This is a genomic window from Streptomyces sp. NPDC050738 (assembly GCF_040654175.1).
GTDB lineage: Bacteria > Actinomycetota > Actinomycetes > Streptomycetales > Streptomycetaceae > Streptomyces.
The window spans coordinates 360531-378907 of record NZ_JBFAHN010000003.1; the positions used below are offsets into that span (position 1 = coordinate 360531).

An 18377-nucleotide genomic window follows, 5' to 3' on the forward strand; every position below is an offset into this window, starting at 1 on the left:
CGCCAAATATGCCACTGGTCTTCCTTGCACCTCCCGTGCCGGTGCCGGACTTCTCCCGCAGTCCGTGCACCCGCGGTCGAGGACCAGCCCGGCCGGCGACTCCCGGGGGGAGCAGTACGTCGGCCGGGCTGCGTTTACGCGCGTCACATGGCCCCGGTCTCACGATGCCTTCGGCACATCCGTCAGGTACGCGGAGACCACGACGTTCGCCGAGTAGGCCTCCTCCTCCCTGTCATATGTCCCGCCGCAGGTGATCAGCCGCAGCTCCGCCCGCCCGCGCTTGTGCGCCCCGTACACCTTCTGCGGGTCGAAGTGGTCGCGCTGGACGACCTGGACGTCGTCGATGGTGAACTCGGCGACCGTGCCGTCGACCCCCGTCACCCGGACCTTCTCGCCGGGCCTGGCCGAGCTCAGTCCGTAGAAGACGGCCCGCTTGTCCCTGGTGTCGACATGGCCGACCAGCAGGGCGGGCCCGGAGGCTCCCGGCCGGGTGCCCTCGTCGTACCAGCCGACCGTGCCCGGAGACGCGAAGGGCGGCGGGTCGACCCCGCCGCTCGCGTCGAGCCCCCGGGCCATGACCGGCGCGGTGATGCCCACCGATGGGATGTCCACGCGCTGCGGCTTCGCACCGCGCAGAGGCTCGTGCGCCGGCGGCAGCGGCACCTCCAGCGGGCGCCCCACCGCCGCCACGTCTCCCGTGGCCGGGGCCGAACTGCCGCTGCCGGAGCCGTCGCCGATGTTCTTGCCCCAGAGCCAGAGCCCGAGGAGCAGGACCGCCCAGGCGACTCCGGTCAGCAGCCTGCCCGAACCCGACGAACGGGAGTCGGACATGTCACTTGCTGCCCTGTCGGCGGCGGCGCACGCTCCGCCCGGCGACAGCCACGGCCGCGACTCCGGCCAGGCCGAGGCCGATCAGCGCGTGCCGGGTGCCGGGTGCCTCCTCCTTGGCGCCTTCGGACGCGAGCAGCGCCGCACCTCCGCCGCCCGCGTGCACGGGGGCGACGGGCGAGGCGGTGGCCCGGATGACGGTGATGGTCCCGCTGGCCCTGCCGGAGCTGTCCTGGCAGTTGACCGTGACGGGGTACTCGCGCGCCGTGGCGTCGGAGCGGATCTTCATCTCGGCGAAGAGCCCGCCGTCGGCGGCCGGGGCGAACTGCGCCTCGGAGACGAACGCGTCCGAGGTGCCGACGGCGTTCTCGCCGCTGCACACGCTCACCCGGAGGTCCACCACCCCGCCGGGCGCGATGACGGACGGGGTGACGGTGACACTGCCGGTGGCCTCGGATTCCGCACCGGCGGCGGACACGGGGAGCAGGACCGCGGCACCGACCGCCGCGGCACAGAATGTGACACGAGATATACGCATAGTGAACCTCCTGGTACTTCGAAGGCTCACGTGCTAAGGCCGTGCCCGCATCCCCACTAGCCCGTTCGGGCGAGAATGCGGGCGCGCGGCGGTCTCAGATCAGGTCGACGAGGTCCGCGATCGAGTCGGCGATGTGGGTCGGGCGGAACGGATAGCGGTCGATGTCCGCCTTGCCGGTGAGCCCCGTCAGCACCAGGAAGGTCTCCATCCCGGCCTCAAGACCCGCCAGCACATCGGTGTCCATCCGGTCGCCGATCATCGCGCTGGACTCGGAGTGCGCGCCGATGGTGTTCAGCCCGGTGCGCATCATCAGCGGGTTCGGCTTGCCCACGAAGTACGGGTCCTTGCCGGTGGCCTTGGTGATCAGCGCGGCGACGGACCCGGTGGCGGGCAGCGCGCCCTCGGCGGAGGGGCCGGTCTCGTCGGGGTTGGTGCAGATGAAGCGGGCACCGTCGTTGATCAGCCGTACGGCCTTGGTCATGGCCTCGAAGGAGTACGTCCGCGTCTCGCCGAGGATCACGAAGTCGGGCTCGTGGTCGGTGAGGATGTACCCGGCGTCGTGCAGGGCGGTGGTCAGCCCGGCCTCGCCGATGACGTACGCGGTGCCGCCCGGGTTCTGCGCCTCGACGAACTTCGCGGTGGCGAGCGCGGAGGTCCAGATGTTCTCGACGGGGACGTCCAGGCCCATCCGGCTGAGCCGGGCGTGCAGGTCGCGGGCGGTGTAGATCGAGTTGTTGGTGAGGACCAGGAAGGGCTTCCCGGAGTCGCGCAGCCGCTTGATGAAGGCGTCGGCGCCGGGGATGGGGGTGCCCTCGTGGATGAGGACACCGTCCATGTCGGTGAGCCAGGATTCGATCGGCTTGCGCTCTGCCATGGGACGGGACTCCTGCCGTACGCGGTGAAACTGAAGCTGGGGACGCCGGTCGCACCGCTCTGTGCCCCCCGACGCCCCCAGACTAATCAAGATGCGGTGATCTTGACCCCGTCGATCACCCAGTACCAGTTGTTGCCCCCGGTGTAGCGGAAGCGGACCTGGGCGGTGGAGGCCCCCGCGGGGACCTGGAGGGTGAGGTTCTCGGTCCTGGAGGAGGTGTCGGCGGTGTACGCCTTCACGCCGACCGGGGTCCCGCCGCCGTAACTCACCAGGACCTCGCCCTTCTGCGGGGCCTCCTGGCGGTAGAAGGTCGTGTACGTGAGCGTGGCCGCGCGCCCGGCCGTGACGGGGAACGCGGGGCTGATCAGCGTCGAGTCGAAGGACCCGGTGACGGCCTTGTCGGACCACTCGTCGCCGTCCGCGACGGCGAAGACGTTCCGGGCCCGGATGTTGGATTCGCGCTGCTGGTCGCGCTCGGCCTTGGTCCAGAACTCGTCGGTGGTGAAGGACCAGCCGCGCCACTCGGTGACACCGCCGGTGCCCATCGCGGTGTTGTCGACGGACCAGCCGGCCGGCGGGGTGTGGGTGAAGCCGATGACACCGGCGCCTATGCCCGACTCGTCGACAGGGGTGTGGAGTTGGGGACGCAGGGCGTCGAACGCGTCGGGCGCGGGCTGCTGGAGGGGGCGCCCGTCGAGTCCCCAGGCGGGGTCGATGGCGATGCCGAGGTGGGCGAGGGCGGAGACGGCGACGTCGGGCATCTTGATGTCGTAGCGGGTCGAACCGGCGCTGATCCCGGCCCCGTTGGCGATCAGGAACGTCTGGCGCTCCTGCCAGCTGGAGCCGCCGTGGCCGCCCGGGTCGGTGTGGCCGTGGTCGGCGGTGATGAGAATGAGCCAGCTCTCGTTCGCGTACGAGGCACGGGACGTGACGGCGGCGACGAACTTTCCGACCGAGGCGTCCACGGCGTGGATCGCGTCCAGGTACTGCTGGCTGGCGGCCCCGTGCGCGTGCCCCGCCTCGTCGACGCCGTCGAGCTGCACGAAGTGCGCGTCGGCGGAGCCGGAGGCGAGCTGGGTGACGAGGCGCGAGGTGGTGCCGGTGTCGTACTCGGCGCTCGGGGTGTTGACGCGGGTGTCGACCTTCGCGGAGAAGACGGTGGTGGTGATCGGGTTCCAGGAGGCGATCGCGTACGTGCCGAGGCCGGGCTTCGCGGTCTCCGCGCGGGTGAGGAAGTCGGGGTACTGGGTGAAGTCGCTGCCGGTGAAGTTGTTGTCCTTGACGTGGTGCTTGTCCGGCCAGACCCCGGTGATGATCGTCGACCAGCCGGGCCCGGAGAGCGTGGGGGCGAGGGGGTTGGCGTACAGCGGGCTGGCGGCGGTGAGGCCGCCGGCCATCAGGGCGCCGAGATGCGGGGCGTCGGCGTCCTTGATTCTGCTCAGCAGGGTGCCGTCGAGGCCGATGACCAGGACCTTGGGGGTCTTGGCCGCGGCGCGGGCGACGGAGCCGAGGGGACCGGCGACGGTGGCGAGGGCGGCGGCGCCGACGAGGAGGGAGCGGCGGGACAGACGGGCAGACACGGTGTCCTCCGGGTGGGAGTGGGGGGCGTCCCAACACCCCTGCGTATCCAAGGGTGTTGAGACACTGGGACTAGACCCGTTATCTTTCCGCTACAGATCGCCGGAGACCAGATACTGAGCGGTGAACGCTGGATTAGCTGTGCGTGGCGGACTTCCAACCCTCCACGTACGAGGCGAGGTTCTTGGAGATGTCGGCCCAGTCGGGCTGGAAGATCTCGACGCCGCTCATGAGCTGGGTGAGCGCGGTCGCATTGGCGTCGGTGGCCTTCACGTCCGTACGGGAGGTGAAGCCGCCGCCTATGGAGCTGACCTCCTGCTGCTGCTTGGCGTCGAGCATGAAGTCGAGGAGCTTCTTGCCGTTGGCGGTGTGCGGGGCCTTGGCGACGAGGCCGGCGGCGTACGGGAGAGCGAAGGTGGTGGGCTTTCCGCCGGCCTTCGCCGGGAACCAGATGCCGAGGTTGGGCATGGTCTTGGCCTGCGCGTAGTTCATCTGCACGTCACCGTTGGCGACGATGATCTCGCCCTTGTCGACCTTGGGGGCGAGCTTGCCGGTGGAGGCGGAGGGGCCGACGTTGTTGGACTGGAGCGTGCCCAGGTAGGAGAGGGCGGCGTCCTTGGAGCCGAAGTCGTGCATGGCCTTGATGAGGACGGCGGTGCCGTCGCCCGCGACGCCGGGGGTCGAGTACTGCAGCTTGCCCTTGTACTTGGGGCCTGTCAGCTCGTCCCAGGTGGTGGGGGCGGTCTTCAGCTCCTTCTTGTTGTAGATGAAGCCGAAGTAGTTGTTGACGACGGAGGTCCACTTGCCGTCGGCGGACTTGGAGGTGGCGTCGACGTTCTCGGATCCCGCGGGCTTGTAGCTCTGCAACAGCCCCTTCTCGTCGGCCTGTTGGATGAACGGCGGGAGGGTGACGATGACGTCGGCCTGGGTGTTGGACTTCTCGCGGACGGCGCGCTGGACCATCTCGCCGGAGCCGCCCTCGACGTACTTGACCTTGATGCCGGTCTTCGCGGTGAAGTCCTTGAAGACCTGGTCGTACCAGCCGTCGCCGTTCTCGCCCTTGAGCCCGTCGGCGCTGTAGACGGTGACTTCCTTGGCGTCGGAGGCACCGGCGGAGCCGCCGCAGGCGGTCAGGGAGCCGGCGAGGACGAGGGACCCTGCGAGGGCGGCGATCGGCTTGATGTGGTTGCTGCGCATGGCGTGGTTCGTCTCCTGAAGTGAAGGGGGGTTCATCGGAAGGAAGCGCGGTTGCGGATCCGGGACACGGCGAACAGCACGAGGAGCGTCGTCCCCATGAGGACCACCGAGACGGCCGCACCCGTGAAGAGGGACCCCCGGTCGGTCGCCGCGAAGATCTGGACGGGGAGCGGTGTCCAGTCCGGCGGGTAGAGCATCATCGTGGCGCTCAACTCGCCCATGGACAGGGCGAAACAGAGCCCCGCGGCCGCGGTGAGCGAGGGCAGCAGAAGCGGCAGCTTCACTCGCCACAGGACGTACGCGGGCCGGGCCCCGAGAGAGGCCGCGGCCTGTTCGTACATCGGATCCAGACGCAGGATGGCGGCCGAAACCGACTGATAGGCGAACGCCGTGACAAGAATGGTGTGCGCGAGGATGACGATGGTGGACGTGCCGTTGAGGATGACCGGCGGCTTGCTGAACGCGACGAGCACGGAGAGCCCGACGACGACGGAGGGCACGGCGACGGGCAGCATGAACAGCCCGTCGAGGAACCGGCGTCCGCCCTTCTTGAGCGCAGCCGCGGCGAGGGCGGCCCAGGTCCCGACGGTGAGGGCGAGGAGGCTGGCGCTCAGGGCGGTGACGAGGCTGGTGGTCAGCGCCTGGAGGGACTCCCCGCGTACGGCCGACTGGTAGTGCTCGCCGGTGAATCCGGAGGGGAACGCGCCCGACCAGTGCCCCGCGAACGAGGCGGCGAGGATGACGAGAAGGGGCAGGGCGAAGAGGGGGAGGAACAGGACCGCGAAGAGTCCCCAGGTCGTCCACTTGCCCGTACGGCTATGCACCAACACGGCGGCTCACCACCCGGTAGATCGAGTAAAGGCCCACGGATATCGCGACGTTGACGACGGCGACGACGCAGGCGGCGGGATAGTCGGACTCGAGGATGGCTTTGGAGTAGACGAGCATCGGAAGCGTCGTCACGCCCTTGGCCCCGGTGAAGAGGACGATCCCGAACTCGTTGAGACACATGACGAGGACGAGGCTGCCGCCGGCGGCGAGCGCGGGCAGCGCCTCGGGCAGGATGACCCGCCGCACGATGCGGGCCGGCTTGGCGCCGAGCGAGGAGGCGACTTCCAGCTGAGCGGTGTCGAGCTGGGAGAAGGCGGCGAGGAGCGGCCGCATCACGAAGGGGGTGAAGTAGGTGATCTCCGCGAGGAGGACCCCCCAGGGCGTGGTCAGGAACTGGAAGGGCCCGCTGTGAGCGCCTGTCGCTCCGGTCCAGACGCCGTTGGCCATGCCGACGGTGCCGTAGATGAACAGCAGCGCGAGGGTGATGAGGAAGGAGGGGAAGGAGAGAAAGACGTCGATGAACTTGGCGACGGCTTTCCCGCCGGGAAAGGGGACGAAGGAGATGACGAGCGCGAGAAAGAACCCGAGCACGAGACACCCGACGGTGGCGCCGACGGCGAGCCAGACGGTGGTCCCGAGGGCTTCGCGGAAGGAGTCGGAGGCGAAGACGAGCCGGTAAGGGGAGAGGGAGGTCCCTCCGCTGTCGGGCCGGAAGGACTGCTGAACGACGAGCCCGAGCGGATAGAGAAAGACCAGCGCCAGCAAGACAACGGGCGGCAAAGCCCAGACCCACCGGGGCACGTGGCGCGAGCGCGGGGGCGGCGGGGGCGTCCCCAGATCCCCGTGCGGCCCCTGCCCGGCCTGGACCGGTGCGGCCCCGGGCGTCCCCAGATCCCCGTGCACGACTTGCCCGGCCCCGACCGGCGCAACTTTGGGCGGGAGCGCCCCTACATCCGCGCGCTCGACCTGCCCGGCCCCGACCGGCGCGGCTCCGCCCTGACCCGGCACCGACGCACGCTCCGAAGGCTGCTCACCTCCGCCCTGGTCCGCGCCGGCGAAGCCGGCTGCGGCGCCACGGCCTGCGGCCGCCGACGGCGAGTCATCCCCCACAGGCGAACCCGCACGGTCCCCACCTCCCGCACGGGCGGTGCGGGTGGGAACCCCCCGGCCGAAGGCCGGACCCGACCGACCACCCTCGCCCCCGGCAACACCCGCCGCAGACGCCACCGCACCCGCACCCGCACCCGCCGACGGCGAGTCACCGCCCACGGGAGAGCCCGCACGGTCCCCACCTCCCGCACGGGCGGTGCGGGAGGGAACCCCCCGGCCGAAGGCCGGACCCGACCGACCACCCTCGCCCCCGGCGACACCCGCCGCAGGCACACCCCCGGAGCCCCCCGCAGGGCCAGTCGCCTCAGACATCCGAGCCCCCCACCCCCGCGGCAAGCAGCACCGCATCGTCAGCCGCAAAGTGCACCGTGACCTCATCCCCCAGCGCAGGCGTAACCCGCAGCTCCCTGAGGTCGGCCTTGATCCGGTGGCCGCCCACATCGACGTACAGCCGATGCGTGGACCCACGCCACTGCACCTCGGCGATGGACCCGCTCAACGCGTTCGGCCCCTCCCCCAGCCCGACCAGGTGCGGCCGCACACACAGCGTCGCCTTCGCGCCGACCGCGATCTCGTCGGTGGCGACCTCCAGCGGCGTCCCTCCGAAGGAGACCGAGCCGCCCGAACCCACCTCCACCGGAAGCAGATTCGCGTTCCCGACGAACGATGCGGTGAACTCGCTCCGCGGCCTCCGATAGAGGTCCTGCGGAGTCCCGCAGTCCTGGAGCCGCGCCTTGTCCATGACCGCGATCCGGTCCGCGAGCGTCAGCGCCTCGACCTGGTCATGGGTGACGTACAGAATCGACACATCGGGCAACTCTCGGTGCAGCCGCGCCAGTTCGGCCAGCATCCCCGACCGCAACTGCGCGTCCAGCGCCGACAGCGGCTCGTCCAGCAGCAGCACCCCGGGCCGGATCGCCAGCGCCCGCGCAATGGCGACGCGCTGTTGCTGACCACCGGACAGCTCCCGCGGGTAGCGACCCGCGTACGCCCCCATCCCGGTCATCTCCAGCGCTTCCGCCACCCGCCCCGCGATCTCGCCCTTGGCGACCTTCTGGGCCCGCAGCCCGAAGGCCACGTTGTCGGCGACCTTCATGTGCGGGAAGAGCGCGTACTGCTGGACGACCATCCCGATGCCCCGCCGGTGCGGCGGAAGCGAGGTGACATCACGCCCGCCGATCAGCACCCGCCCCGACACCGGCTGCACGAACCCGGCGACCGCCCGCAGCGCCGTCGTCTTCCCGGACCCCGAGGGCCCGAGCAGGGCCATGACCTCCCCGGGCTCCACCACCAGATCCAGCGCGTCGAGAACGACGTTCTTCCCGTACGCGACCGAGACCGAGTCGAACCGAATCCCACTGCTCATGAGGACTCCAACCCCCGCAGCAGATCGGGCAGTTCGGCCACGGACCCGAGCACATGCCCGGCCCCGTTCTCGACCAGCTGCTCCCTGCCGTGCGCCCCGGTGAGCACCCCCGCGACGACCCCCGCCCCGGAGCGCGCACCGCTGAGCATGTCGTACGAGGTGTCCCCCACCACGGCGACCTGCCGGACCGAATCCGCAGCGCCCGACCGCAGGAACGCGGCGAGCACCATGTCCGGGTACGGCCGCCCGCGGCCACCCGCGTCGGCGGGGCACAGCGTGAAGTCCGCCAGCTCCTCCCACCCGAGCGCCGCCAGAATCGCGTCCTGCGTGACGCGGGCAAATCCCGTACTCAGTACGACACTTCGCCCTTCCCCCCGCAGCCGCTCGATCGCGGCCCGCGCGCCCGGCACCGGGGCGATCAGCCCTCCGGCGACCCGCTTCCCGTACGCCTCCTCGAAGGCCTCGTTGGCCGCGCGCGCCTTCTCCTCGTCGCCGCCGAAGAGGTGCCTGAAGACGGAGATCTTCGACTCGCCCATCGTGGCGCGCACGTACCCGATCATCGACTCCGGGTCGGCGCCCATCCGTTCGGCCGCCGCCGCGAACGCCTCCTCGACGAGACCGCCGTCGGCCACCGTGGTACCGGCCATGTCGAGCACGACCAGCGGATACTTCTCTGCACCCATGTCCATAACTCCCTTACCAGCCCAGCTCGTTGGCAGTCGTCTCGCCGATGGCGGGCGAGCAGGTCATCCCGCGCCCGCCGGGCCCGGTGACCAGCCACACCCCGTCGCGCACCTGCTCCCGGTGAACAACGCGCGTCGTGTCGGTGCACTGCGCGTACACCCCGGCCCAGCGGTGGCGGATCTTCGGCAGCGGCCGCCCGAGGAAGCGCTCGGCGACCCGCGCCACATGCGCGTACGGCTCTTCCCGCACATCGAAAGCAAAGGGATGCTCGTACTCGTGGGTGTCGCCGATGGTCAGCCCGCCGTCCTTGCGCTGCACCATCAGGAGCTGCATCTTGTGCGCGGCGGCGACCGGGTCCTGCGCCTGTCCGGCGTTGAGCGCGTCCAGCGCCTCGCCCGCGTAGGCGGGGTAGTAGCGGAAGGAGTCCGCGTCGGCGACGGATGTCGTCAGGGTCTCCCCCAGCGGTTCGGTCTGCATCATCTGCAGCCGTACGCGCCGCACCGGCAGCTTCGGAGCAAGCTCGCGCACGAGCCCGCCCAGCCAGGCGCCGGTGCACAGCACCACCACGTCGCCGGTGTGGACGTCCCCGTGGTCGTCGCGCACGGCGCGCTCGCCGAGCACCTCTCGGACCTCACGGCCACCCAGATACGCGTACCGCCCCGACGCCAACAGCGCCTTTTTCAGCTCCAGTTGGGCGACACGCGGCTCCACGGCAGCGTCCCGCTCGCACCACAGCGCGGCGTCGAAGTCGCCCTTCAGCGCGGGATTGATCTCCCGCGCCTCATCGGCGCTCACCACCCGGTAGCCGCGCGCACCCGCATCGTCGCGCTTCAACGCGGCCTGGGCGACGGAGAGTTCGAGCTCACCGCGTACCGGCGTCAGGGAGCCGTTCCCCCGGAAGCCGAGCCCCGGGACCCGCTCCCCGATCTCCTCCCACAGCACCCGGGCCCGCAGCGCGGTCTCCAGCTCCTCGCCGCCCGCGCGCCCACTGACCCACACCTGCCCGAAATTCCGCAGGGACGCGCCCCGTGCCTCGCTCTCGCGCTCGATCTGTACGACCTCGTGGCCGCGTTCCACTGCGTGCCAGGCGTGCATGGTTCCCACGACGCCGGCTCCAACGACTATGACTCTCACGGCGGCTACGCTCCTCGGGGGGAGTGACCCACTGCCGACCTCTCGGCAACGGCACGGTGAACAGCCCCCCAAGGCTGGCCTAGACCCGTTACGGGTCTGTTATCAACGCGAGTCGAGCCGCGTCGTAAAGCTGAACCGATCGCCCCGGAACAAGGTCCGCACCCGCTCCAGCGGCAGCCCTCCCGTGTCCCGCGACAGCCGATGGATCAAGAGCATCGGCAGCGCCGGCGGCGTCCCGATGAGCAGGGCCTCGCGCGGAGTCGCCAGTACGGTCTCGATCCGCTCGTCCGCGTCCCCGAAGACGATGCCGAGCCGCTCACCGAGATACGTGTAGAAGGACGAGTCGGGCTCGAAGTCCACATCGAGCCGGGGCGCGCGGGCCACCGCGATGTACGTGCTCTCCAGCCCCACCCGCTCGTCGTCGGCGAGCAGCACCCGCTCCAGATGCCAGACCTCGTCGCCCCGCCCGAACCCCATCTCGGCGGCGAGCGCCTGCGGGCACGGGAAGCGGTCGAGGGAGATCAGATGGCGTCCCGGCCGCCGCCCCTGTCTGCGTACGCCTTCGGTGTAGCTCGCCAGCGACAGCGGCTGTTCCAGCTTGGGCCCGGCCACCACGGTGCCGCGCCCCTGCCTGCGCAGCCGCCCTTCGAGGAGGAGCTCGCGCAGCGACTGCCGTACGGTCTCGCGCGAGACCTCGTACCGCAGGGCCAGATCCCGCTCGGTCGGCAGCAGCCCGCCTTCGCCCAACTCGTTGATCAGCAGGGCGATTTGAGCCTTGACCGCGTAGTACTTGGGGATGCGGCCGTGCTCCGGGATGCCGGAGCGGACGGGTGCACCGGGTGCCTGGTCATTCGGGTAGTCCACGTCCGGATGTTCTCATCCGAATCTGAACGCAGCGGCGCCCGCGCCACCGGTACTGCTCGGCTGGGGCGACGCGGGCACTGCTTCCGGAAGGTGGTGGGCCGGCTGGTCAGCGCCTCTTCATACGAAGGCGCCGAGAACCCACCACAAGAGCACCGCCGCCGAGGAGGAAGGCGCCGGCGGTGGCCCCAAGCCCGAGCAGGGAGCTCGGGCCCGTCTCTGCGAGCTCGGCGCTTCCGACGCCGGGCGTGATCCCGGCGGCGGGGCCGAGGATGGTGAAGCGGTAGTCGTTCGACTCGCCGACCCAGTCGCCGTCGTCGCCCTGGCGCTGTACGACAGCGGCGTTGGCGACGATCTCGTTGGGGGCGGTGTCGCTGGTGAAGGCGAGCCGTACCTTCACGGTGAGGGTCTGGCCCGCGGCGATGACGAAGCCGGGGAAACCGTCGTCGAAGACGCCGACGTGCTCGTCCTCGTCGGTGGCCTCGAAGGGGATGGGGCGCCAGCGGCCCGCACTCTCGTCGTAGAACTCCATCTGGGCCTGCGGGGACTTCAGGGTGCGGTCCCGGTCGATGAAGACGACCACCGGATGGATGTTGTGGCAGGTCTCCTTGGCGGTGTTCGTCATGTCGATGTACCAGGTCTTGAAGCCACCGCCCGCGTTGTACGTGGTCGGGCCGCCGTGGATCTTGGTGTCGACCGGAAACTCGGTGCTCGCCGTGTCGCCGCAGACCGGAGCCTGATCGGCCTTCTGGACCTCGTCCTGCGCCACTTGGGGCAGCGTGGCCACCGGGTTCTTGCGCGGATTGGGCACGGCCTGGGCCGTGGTGTCGCCCGACGTGTCGGCGGGAGCGTCCTCGACGATGGCCGGCGTGACGTCCTGTCCGGTGGTGGCGTCGCCGACGATGTCCTTGGCCGGCTGCGCGTCGGGCCGGGCGATGGGCGGGGTCACCGGGCTCTCCGCCTCACCCGTCGAGGCGCTCGGCATGTCCGCCGCCGGCTGGTCCGTCGTCGGCCGGCCCGTCGTCGGATGGTCGACCGGGGAAGCCGCCTGATGGTCCGTGGGGGCGGGCTGCAGCGGCTGCACGCCGTTCACGGTCTCGTCGGATGCCGTCGTCGATCCGGTGCCGGCGGCGCAGTCCGTGCCCTGCTGGGCACCCAACAGCGCGGTCACTACGCAGACTTGCTGGTCGAGGAGGCCGCCCTCGGCTGCCACGGCGGACGTCGCACCGATGGCCGCGGGTGCCAGTGTGGCCGCGGTGACCCCGAAGGCAATCGCACTGCGCAGTCGCATGAATAACCCTTGCTCACGAGCGTAGGAGTCTCACCGGGTGATCACCCGGTCGTGTTCCGTGACACTCCCACGCGCGCGCGGTCGGCCACGAACGCCACGTACCCGTACGGCCGAATAGCCCTCGAACTCCCCTCGGTCAGCCCATTTTCAGTCATTTCCGATTGGCGGCAAACGCCACGGTTCCGCGACCAAATACGGGGGCGAGCACCAACTGTGCGGCCCCTTCGGCGACCATGCCCCGTCCGCCGCCGACAGCCGCGACCGGTACGGCGCTCACGCCCCCTTCCCTGCGGGCCCGTTCCTCCAGGACAGCTCCAACTCCCCTTACAAACAGGTCCTGATGTGCGTCGATGGTCCGCCCGCCGAGCAGCACCCGGTCGATGTCGAGCAGCCCGGCGAGGTTGGCGGCGCCCGCTCCCAGGAACCGTGCGGCGGCGGCCGGATCCCCCCGCTCGACCGCCCCCAGACAGAGCGCCTCGATGCAGCCGCGCCCTCCGCAGCCGCATGGCGGGCCGCCGAGAAGGATCGTCTGGTGGCCGAATTCACCCGCCCCGGTGCGCGCTCCCCGGTAAAGCGCGCCCCCGAGGACGAGCCCGGCGCCGAGTCCGCTGCCCAGGTGCAGATACGCGAAGGAGCCGTCGACCCCCGGCGCGCGCAGCGCGAGGCCGAGCGCGGCGGCGTTGGTGTCCTTGTCGAGCACCACGCTCGTCCCGAGCCGCCGGGCCAGCATCTCGCGCAGGGGCACGCCGTTCCACTGCGGGAACCCGGTGACCCGGTGCAGCACGCCCGCCTCATGGTCGAGGGGGCCCGGTGTGGCCAGGCCCACGCCGAGCACGGGACCGCGCCCGGCACCGGCACCTCCGTCGGCGCCGGTCAGCGCCTCGACCTCGCGCACCGCGGCGTCGACGACCGCGGCCACCCCGGCCCCGAAGTCCAGCGCGCCCCGCCGCTCGCCGACGACCGTGCCCGCGAGGTCGACCAGCACCGCGGTCACCTCGTCGCGGTCGAGGTGGAGCCCGACCGCGCGGCCCGCCCCGGGCACCAGCCGCAGCACCGTACGCGGCTTGCCGCCCGTGGAGGCCCGGCGCCCGGCCTCCTCGGCGAGGCCCTCGCCCCTGAGCCGGGCGGTGATCTTGCTGACGGCCTGCGGCGTGAGGCCTGTGCGCTCGGCCAGCTCCAGTCTGCTGATGCCGCTCGCAGCCGCCATCCGCAGCAGATCCAGTACCAGCGCGGCGTTGTGGCTGCGCAGCGCCGGGAGGTTCGCCCCACTGTTGTCCCTGTTCACAGAGACATTGTCCACTGCGCTTGCACTTTGGCAACAGCGTTGCTTAAGTGGATGTCATGACTGATCTCCAAGACCTCCGCGTGGGCCTCGTCGGCTACGGCCTGGCGGGCTCCGTGTTCCATGCCCCCCTGATCGCGGCCACCGAGGGTCTGGTCCTCGACACGGTCGTCACGTCGAACCCGGAGCGGCAGGAGCAGGCCCGCTCCGAGTTCCCCGACGTGCGCTTCGTCGACTCCCCCGACGACCTGTGGCAGCACGCGGACGATCTCGACCTGATCGTCATCGCGTCCCCGAACAAGACGCACGTCCCCGTCGCGACGGCCGCCCTCAAGGCCGGCCTCCCGGTGGTCGTGGACAAGCCGATCGCCGGTACGGCAGCCGAGGCCCGCGACCTCGCGGCCCTCGCCGAGGAGAAGAACCTCCTCCTCTCCGTCTTCCAGAACCGCCGCTGGGACAACGACTTCCTCACCCTCCAGGCCCTCATCGCCGACGGCGAACTCGGCGAGATCCAGCGCTTCGAGTCACGCTTCGAGCGCTGGCGCCCGCAGCCCAAGGGCGGCTGGCGCGAGTCCGGCGACCCGAGCGAGATCGGCGGGCTGCTGTACGACCTGGGCAGCCACGTGGTCGACCAGGCGCTGGTGCTCTTCGGCCCGGCCGTCTCCGTCTACGCAGAGTCGGACGTACGCCGCCCCGGCGCCCATGCCGACGACGACACCTTCATCGCCATCACCCACGAGGGCGGGGTCCGCTCGCACCTCTACGTCTCGGCGACGACGGCCCAACTGGGCCCGCGCTTCCGCGTGCTCGGCTCTTCGGCGGGTTACGTGAAGTACGGCCTCGACCCCCAGGAGCAGGCCCTGCGCGACGGCAAGCGCCCCGCCACGGCCGAGGGCGGCTGGGGCGAGGAGGCGGAGTCGCTCTGGGGCCGCGTCGGCTCCGGCGAGTCCCCGCTCACGGGCGGCGGGCGCCCGGTGCGGACGCTGCCCGGCGACTACCCGGCGTACTACGCGGGCATCGCCGAGTCCTTGCGTACGGGAGCGAACCCCCCGGTCTCCGCACACGAGGCCGCGGCCGCGCTGGACGTCCTGGAGGCGGCGCGCCGCAGCGCCGCCGAGGGAATCACGGTGCAGCTGTGAGCGCGCCGACGGTGGCCGAACTGGAGGCGCAGGAGCGGGACTTGACGCTGCCCCGCTTCACCTACGAGGACGCCTGGGCACTGGGCACGCTCCTGACCGACCTGGCGCGCGAGCGCAACGCCCCGGTGGCGATCGACATCCACCGGGGCCCGCAGCAGCTCTTCCACGCCGCCCTGCCCGGCTCGTCCGCCGACAACGACGCCTGGATCGGGCGCAAGCGCGCGGTGGTGGCGCGGTACGGCGAGAGCTCGCTGCTGGTCGGCACGCGCTTCCGCGACAAGGGCAAGAACTTCGATACGGACTCGCGCCTTGACCCCAACTCCTTTGCCGCACACGGGGGTTCGTTCCCGGTGGCGGTCGAAGGCGCGGGGGTGATCGGCACGGTGACGGTCTCCGGGCTGCCGCAGCTGGAGGATCACGCCATGGTGGTGGAGGCACTGAAGCGCTTCCTGGCGGCCGGTTCCGGCGCTACATCGCGCTGAGCATCTCCTCCACGCGCCGCCAGGTGTCGGCCGCGGCATCCGCGTCGTAGGTCTCGCGGCCCTCGAAGAGGTAGGGGTGGCCGGCGCCGGGATACACGACGAAGTCGTGCCGTACGCCGGAAGCCTTCAACTCTGCCTCGATCTCGGCGCATTGGGCCGGGGTGATGACGTGGTCCTCGTCCCCTACGGTGAAGAGCAGGCGCCCGGTGATGCCCGCGGTGAGGGTGAGGGTCGGCTCCGGGGTGGAGAGCGGGATGTCGGTGACGGTCAGCCAGCCCGGGTAGACGACGGCGGTCGCGCGCAGCGGCAGGCGGGCGGCGGCGAGGTAGGCCATGTGCCCGCCCGCGCTGAAGCCGACCATGCCGATGCGGTGGGCGGCGCCGTGGTGTTCGTTCAGGTGGCGCATGGTGGCTTCGACGTCGGCGAGGACGCCGTCGCGGGTGAGGAGAGTCAGCAGCTCGAACCCGCGCTTGCGGCCGGCCTCGTCGCCGGCGAGGGCGGCGCGGGGCTGGGTGCGGTGGTGGAAGTCGGGGGCCACGACGGTGTGGCCGAGCGCGGCCAGGCGCCGGGCGGTCTCCTGAATGTTCTCGTCGAGGCCGAAGAGCTCCGGGGCGAGGATGACGCCGGGGTGGCCGCCCGGGGCGTCGGGCGTGGCTATGTAGGCGTCCATGCCGTCGATGTCGGTCCAGGCGGCGTGTGTGGTGGTCATGGGGGTGACGATATGCGGTCAATTGGCTGCGGGGCGGGCGGAGTTGATGCCTTGACCATGGGTTTGCCGAAGGACGGGCTACTCCCCCCACCCGCCCCTGCCCGAAACCGGGGGCAAGCCCCCGGGCCCCCGTTTCGGGGGGTGCCGGAGGCGAAGCCCCCGCCTGCCGAGGCCACGGGGGTCTGGGGCGCCGGCCCCAGCCTCGGGAAGGGGCGGGTAGGGGACAGCGCCGCAGGCGCCCCGCCCCCGGCCCACCCCGCCGCCCCCACCCCCGCTACGCCCCCTTCAGCTCCTGCCGCTGCCGCCCGAGGCCCTCGATCTCCAGCTCCACCACATCCCCCGCCCGCAGATACGGCTTCGGATCCGGCTGCCCCAGTGCGACCCCCGCCGGCGTACCGGTGTTGATCACATCGCCCGGGTAGAGCGTCATGAACTGGCTCAGGTAGCGGACGACCTCCGCGACGGGGAAGATCTGGTCCCCGGTCGTCCCGTCCTGCTTCAGCTCGCCGTTCACCCACAGCTTCAGACCCAGCGCCTGCGGATCCGCCACCTCGTCGGCGGTCACCAGCCACGGTCCCAGCGGGTTGAACGTCTCGCAGTTCTTGCCCTTGTCCCACTGCCCGCCGCGCTCGATCTGGAAGGCGCGCTCGGACACGTCGTGGGCGACGGCGTACCCGGCGACGTACGACAGCGGATCCTCATCCGCCCCCACGTATCGCGCCGTGCGCCCGATGACGACCGCCAGCTCGACCTCCCAGTCGGTCTTCTCCGACCCCCTGGGCACCAGCACCGTGTCGTCGGGGCCCACCACCGTGTCCGGGGCCTTCATGAAGAGGATCGGCTCGGCCGGGATCGCCGCGCCCGTCTCCGTCGCGTGGTCGTGGTAGTTCAGCCCGATGCACACGATCTTGCCGATCCGGCCCAGCGGAGGGCCGATCCGCAGCCCGTCCGCGTCGAGGACCGGCAGCGCGCCGCCCGCGGCCGCTTCCCGTACGCGGGCCAGTGCGCCCGCGTCGGCGAGCAGCTCTCCGTCGACATCCGCGACGATCCCGGACAGATCACGCAGCGTTCCGTCCTCGTCGAGCAGCGCGGGACGTTCGTTCCCGGCCGTTCCCACTCGCAGCAGCTTCATCGTCAGTCAACTCCCTGGGCTAGAGATCGTCCGGGCCGACGAGTAGCGGTCATCGGAGGACTGGTCGATCCTCTAAGCCAAGCGTCCAGTCCGCAAGACCCTGTTCACCACCCGGACCTCTACATCGGGGTGGCGAGGACCGCGGCCGAAGGCGCGACGTCCCGGTAAAGGTAGGCCCTTTCCACCGCAGACCAGGTCGTACTGGTGACGACGTAGAGCGCCGCCGCGAGCGGTACGAACCCCACGGTGAACAGCGTCATGAAGGACATCAGCGGCATCACCTTGGTCATCGCGCTCATCGCCCCGGCTCCGGGAACATCGGATGAACCCGGCGCCGGTGCGGTGGCCGCGCCGGCCGCCATCATCTTCTTCGTACGCCGGTAATTGAAGGTGGCGACCGCCGCCACGACCACGAACAGCACCAGATAGACGACCGCCTGCGACCCGAAGGGACCGCCGTGCGCGAGCGCGTCCCGCCAGGTCCCGCCGAGCGGGCTGCCGAGCAGGGAGTGCTCGAGGAGGACGTTCGGCTTGCCGCCGATGCTGCCGGACTCGAAGAGGTGGTACATCAGGAAGAAGGCGGGCATCTGCAGCAGGCTCGGCAGGCAGCCGGCGAGCGGCGAGACCTTCTCCGCCGCGTAGAGCTCCATCGTCGCCTTCTGCAGCTTCTGCGCGTCCTTGCCGTGCTTCGTGCGCAACACGGCGAGCTGCGGGGCGAGCGCGGCGCGGGCCCGCTGGGCGCTGGCGGACTGGCGCGAGAGCGGGTGGATCGCGAGTCGTACGCACGCGGTGAACAGGATGATCGCGGCGGCCATGGAGGCGCCGTGGAAGAGCGGGTCGAGCAGGTCGGCGAGGTGCGCGACCAGACTGGCGAAAGCGGACATGAATGCGGACACGGGAGCCCTCCGGAGGGTCTCGTCAAAGGCCGGACAGACAGGAGTTGTCGGCGTGACGGACCGCGGAGAGCGGAGAAGCAGAGGTAGGTGGTGTCCTACGCGGCCGTCGGGACGAGCCGTCCCGGAGCTCGGGGCCTGGGCCGGCCCGACGCGTCGGGATCGCGCTGCGGCAGGAAGGCGGTACGCCGTTCCCGGTCGCGGATGGCGGTGCGGATACGGGTCCGCGGCACGGCGGGCACATTGCGCGAGGCGACCAGCGCACAGGCGGCCAGCGCGGATCCGACCGCGGCGGTGGCGGCGAGCGCGACCGCGGAGGTGAGGGTGCCGCCTTCGGCGAGCATCACCTCGGCGAGCAGGAAGAGCAGCAGCCCGGCTGCCGACACACGTACCCGTCGACCGACCATGAAGCTCCCCCCTCTCCCGCTCACCGGATCAGGCGCGATGA

Annotated in this window: 19 protein-coding genes; 2 read left to right on the top strand and 17 right to left on the bottom strand. The window is 71.0% G+C overall.

The annotated features are described in order from the left end of the window. Positions 1-159 precede the first annotated feature (159 nt). The 13 genes from AB0H78_RS09665 to AB0H78_RS09725 form a co-directional block, all read right to left on the bottom strand. On the bottom strand, positions 160-831 hold the full coding sequence (locus AB0H78_RS09665) for a class F sortase (protein ID WP_363233719.1): 672 nt from the start codon (positions 829-831) through the stop codon (positions 160-162). A 1-nt stretch (position 832) separates the two neighbouring features. Continuing rightward, a complete protein-coding gene (locus AB0H78_RS09670; RefSeq protein WP_363233720.1) occupies positions 833-1366 on the bottom strand; it encodes a hypothetical protein in 534 nt (177 codons plus the stop codon). Between the two features lie 94 nt (positions 1367-1460). Beyond that, a complete protein-coding gene (locus tag AB0H78_RS09675; RefSeq protein ID WP_363233721.1) occupies positions 1461-2240 on the bottom strand; it encodes an HAD-IIA family hydrolase in 780 nt (259 codons plus the stop codon). Positions 2241-2326: 86 nt separating this feature from the next. Continuing rightward, the gene (locus AB0H78_RS09680; RefSeq protein ID WP_363233722.1) at positions 2327-3820 is read right to left on the bottom strand and encodes an alkaline phosphatase family protein; all 1494 of its coding nucleotides are present in this window, start codon (positions 3818-3820) and stop codon (positions 2327-2329) included. Between the two features lie 133 nt (positions 3821-3953). Further along, positions 3954-5015: a 2-aminoethylphosphonate ABC transporter substrate-binding protein gene (locus AB0H78_RS09685; RefSeq protein WP_363233723.1), complete on the bottom strand. Its 1062-nt coding sequence runs from the start codon at positions 5013-5015 to the stop codon at positions 3954-3956. A 32-nt stretch (positions 5016-5047) separates the two neighbouring features. Next, entirely contained in the window at positions 5048-5845 is a 798-nt protein-coding gene (locus AB0H78_RS09690) for an ABC transporter permease subunit (protein WP_363233724.1), read from the bottom strand. Beyond that, a complete protein-coding gene (locus AB0H78_RS09695) occupies positions 5832-6683 on the bottom strand; it encodes a 2-aminoethylphosphonate ABC transporter permease subunit (protein ID WP_363234094.1) in 852 nt (283 codons plus the stop codon). The genes AB0H78_RS09690 and AB0H78_RS09695 overlap by 14 nt, the downstream gene beginning before the upstream one ends. A 577-nt stretch (positions 6684-7260) precedes the next feature. After that, entirely contained in the window at positions 7261-8322 is a 1062-nt protein-coding gene (locus AB0H78_RS09700; RefSeq protein WP_363233725.1) for an ABC transporter ATP-binding protein, read from the bottom strand. Then, entirely contained in the window at positions 8319-9011 is a 693-nt protein-coding gene (locus AB0H78_RS09705) for an HAD family hydrolase (RefSeq protein ID WP_363233726.1), read from the bottom strand. The genes AB0H78_RS09700 and AB0H78_RS09705 overlap by 4 nt, the downstream gene beginning before the upstream one ends. Before the next feature lie 7 nt (positions 9012-9018). Continuing rightward, positions 9019-10140, bottom strand: a complete 1122-nt coding sequence (locus tag AB0H78_RS09710) for a TIGR03364 family FAD-dependent oxidoreductase (RefSeq protein ID WP_363233727.1) — start codon at positions 10138-10140, stop codon at positions 9019-9021. Between the two features lie 102 nt (positions 10141-10242). Next, positions 10243-11004, bottom strand: a complete 762-nt coding sequence (locus AB0H78_RS09715; RefSeq protein WP_363233728.1) for a GntR family transcriptional regulator — start codon at positions 11002-11004, stop codon at positions 10243-10245. A gap of 106 nt (positions 11005-11110) precedes the next feature. Next, on the bottom strand, positions 11111-12292 hold the full coding sequence (locus AB0H78_RS09720; protein WP_363233729.1) for a hypothetical protein: 1182 nt from the start codon (positions 12290-12292) through the stop codon (positions 11111-11113). A 151-nt stretch (positions 12293-12443) separates the two neighbouring features. After that, positions 12444-13577, bottom strand: coding sequence for an ROK family protein (locus tag AB0H78_RS09725; protein ID WP_363233730.1), 1134 nt, complete (start codon positions 13575-13577; stop codon positions 12444-12446). A 56-nt stretch (positions 13578-13633) separates the two neighbouring features. On the opposite strand from AB0H78_RS09725, the gene AB0H78_RS09730 reads away from it, so the two are divergent. Together AB0H78_RS09730 and AB0H78_RS09735 are read left to right on the top strand one after the other, a co-directional pair. After that, positions 13634-14713 (top strand): Gfo/Idh/MocA family oxidoreductase, encoded by a 1080-nt coding sequence (locus AB0H78_RS09730; RefSeq protein WP_363233731.1) that lies wholly within the window; start codon positions 13634-13636, stop codon positions 14711-14713. Then, positions 14710-15195 (top strand): heme-degrading domain-containing protein, encoded by a 486-nt coding sequence (locus tag AB0H78_RS09735; protein ID WP_363233732.1) that lies wholly within the window; start codon positions 14710-14712, stop codon positions 15193-15195. The genes AB0H78_RS09730 and AB0H78_RS09735 overlap by 4 nt, the downstream gene beginning before the upstream one ends. Here the strand turns inward: AB0H78_RS09735 and AB0H78_RS09740 are convergent. The 4 genes from AB0H78_RS09740 to AB0H78_RS09755 form a co-directional block, all read right to left on the bottom strand. Continuing rightward, entirely contained in the window at positions 15182-15904 is a 723-nt protein-coding gene (locus AB0H78_RS09740) for a dienelactone hydrolase family protein (protein WP_363233733.1), read from the bottom strand. The two genes, AB0H78_RS09735 and AB0H78_RS09740, sit on opposite strands and share 14 nt — an antisense overlap. 274 nt (positions 15905-16178) lie before the next feature. After that, positions 16179-17036, bottom strand: coding sequence for a fumarylacetoacetate hydrolase family protein (locus tag AB0H78_RS09745; protein WP_363233734.1), 858 nt, complete (start codon positions 17034-17036; stop codon positions 16179-16181). Between the two features lie 119 nt (positions 17037-17155). Then, positions 17156-17932, bottom strand: a complete 777-nt coding sequence (gene yidC, locus AB0H78_RS09750) for a membrane protein insertase YidC (RefSeq protein ID WP_363233735.1) — start codon at positions 17930-17932, stop codon at positions 17156-17158. 95 nt (positions 17933-18027) lie between these two features. Next, entirely contained in the window at positions 18028-18336 is a 309-nt protein-coding gene (locus tag AB0H78_RS09755) for a DUF6412 domain-containing protein (RefSeq protein ID WP_363233736.1), read from the bottom strand. Positions 18337-18377 lie beyond the last annotated feature (41 nt).

What these genes read in the sequence shown, in the direction of transcription:
- AB0H78_RS09665 (WP_363233719.1), bottom strand. Translation starts at nt 831, where the DNA reads ATGTCCGACTCCCGTTCGTCGGGTTCGGGCAGGCTGCTGACCGGAGTC.
- AB0H78_RS09705 (WP_363233726.1), bottom strand. Translation starts at nt 9,011, where the DNA reads ATGGACATGGGTGCAGAGAAGTATCCGCTGGTCGTGCTCGACATGGCC.
- AB0H78_RS09700 (WP_363233725.1), bottom strand. Translation starts at nt 8,322, where the DNA reads ATGAGCAGTGGGATTCGGTTCGACTCGGTCTCGGTCGCGTACGGGAAG.
- AB0H78_RS09720 (WP_363233729.1), bottom strand. Translation starts at nt 12,292, where the DNA reads ATGCGACTGCGCAGTGCGATTGCCTTCGGGGTCACCGCGGCCACACTG.
- AB0H78_RS09755 (WP_363233736.1), bottom strand. Translation starts at nt 18,336, where the DNA reads ATGGTCGGTCGACGGGTACGTGTGTCGGCAGCCGGGCTGCTGCTCTTC.
- AB0H78_RS09740 (WP_363233733.1), bottom strand. Translation starts at nt 15,904, where the DNA reads ATGACCACCACACACGCCGCCTGGACCGACATCGACGGCATGGACGCC.
- AB0H78_RS09685 (WP_363233723.1), bottom strand. Translation starts at nt 5,015, where the DNA reads ATGCGCAGCAACCACATCAAGCCGATCGCCGCCCTCGCAGGGTCCCTC.
- AB0H78_RS09730 (WP_363233731.1), top strand. Translation starts at nt 13,634, where the DNA reads ATGACTGATCTCCAAGACCTCCGCGTGGGCCTCGTCGGCTACGGCCTG.
- AB0H78_RS09675 (WP_363233721.1), bottom strand. Translation starts at nt 2,240, where the DNA reads ATGGCAGAGCGCAAGCCGATCGAATCCTGGCTCACCGACATGGACGGT.
- AB0H78_RS09670 (WP_363233720.1), bottom strand. Translation starts at nt 1,366, where the DNA reads ATGCGTATATCTCGTGTCACATTCTGTGCCGCGGCGGTCGGTGCCGCG.
- AB0H78_RS09745 (WP_363233734.1), bottom strand. Translation starts at nt 17,036, where the DNA reads ATGAAGCTGCTGCGAGTGGGAACGGCCGGGAACGAACGTCCCGCGCTG.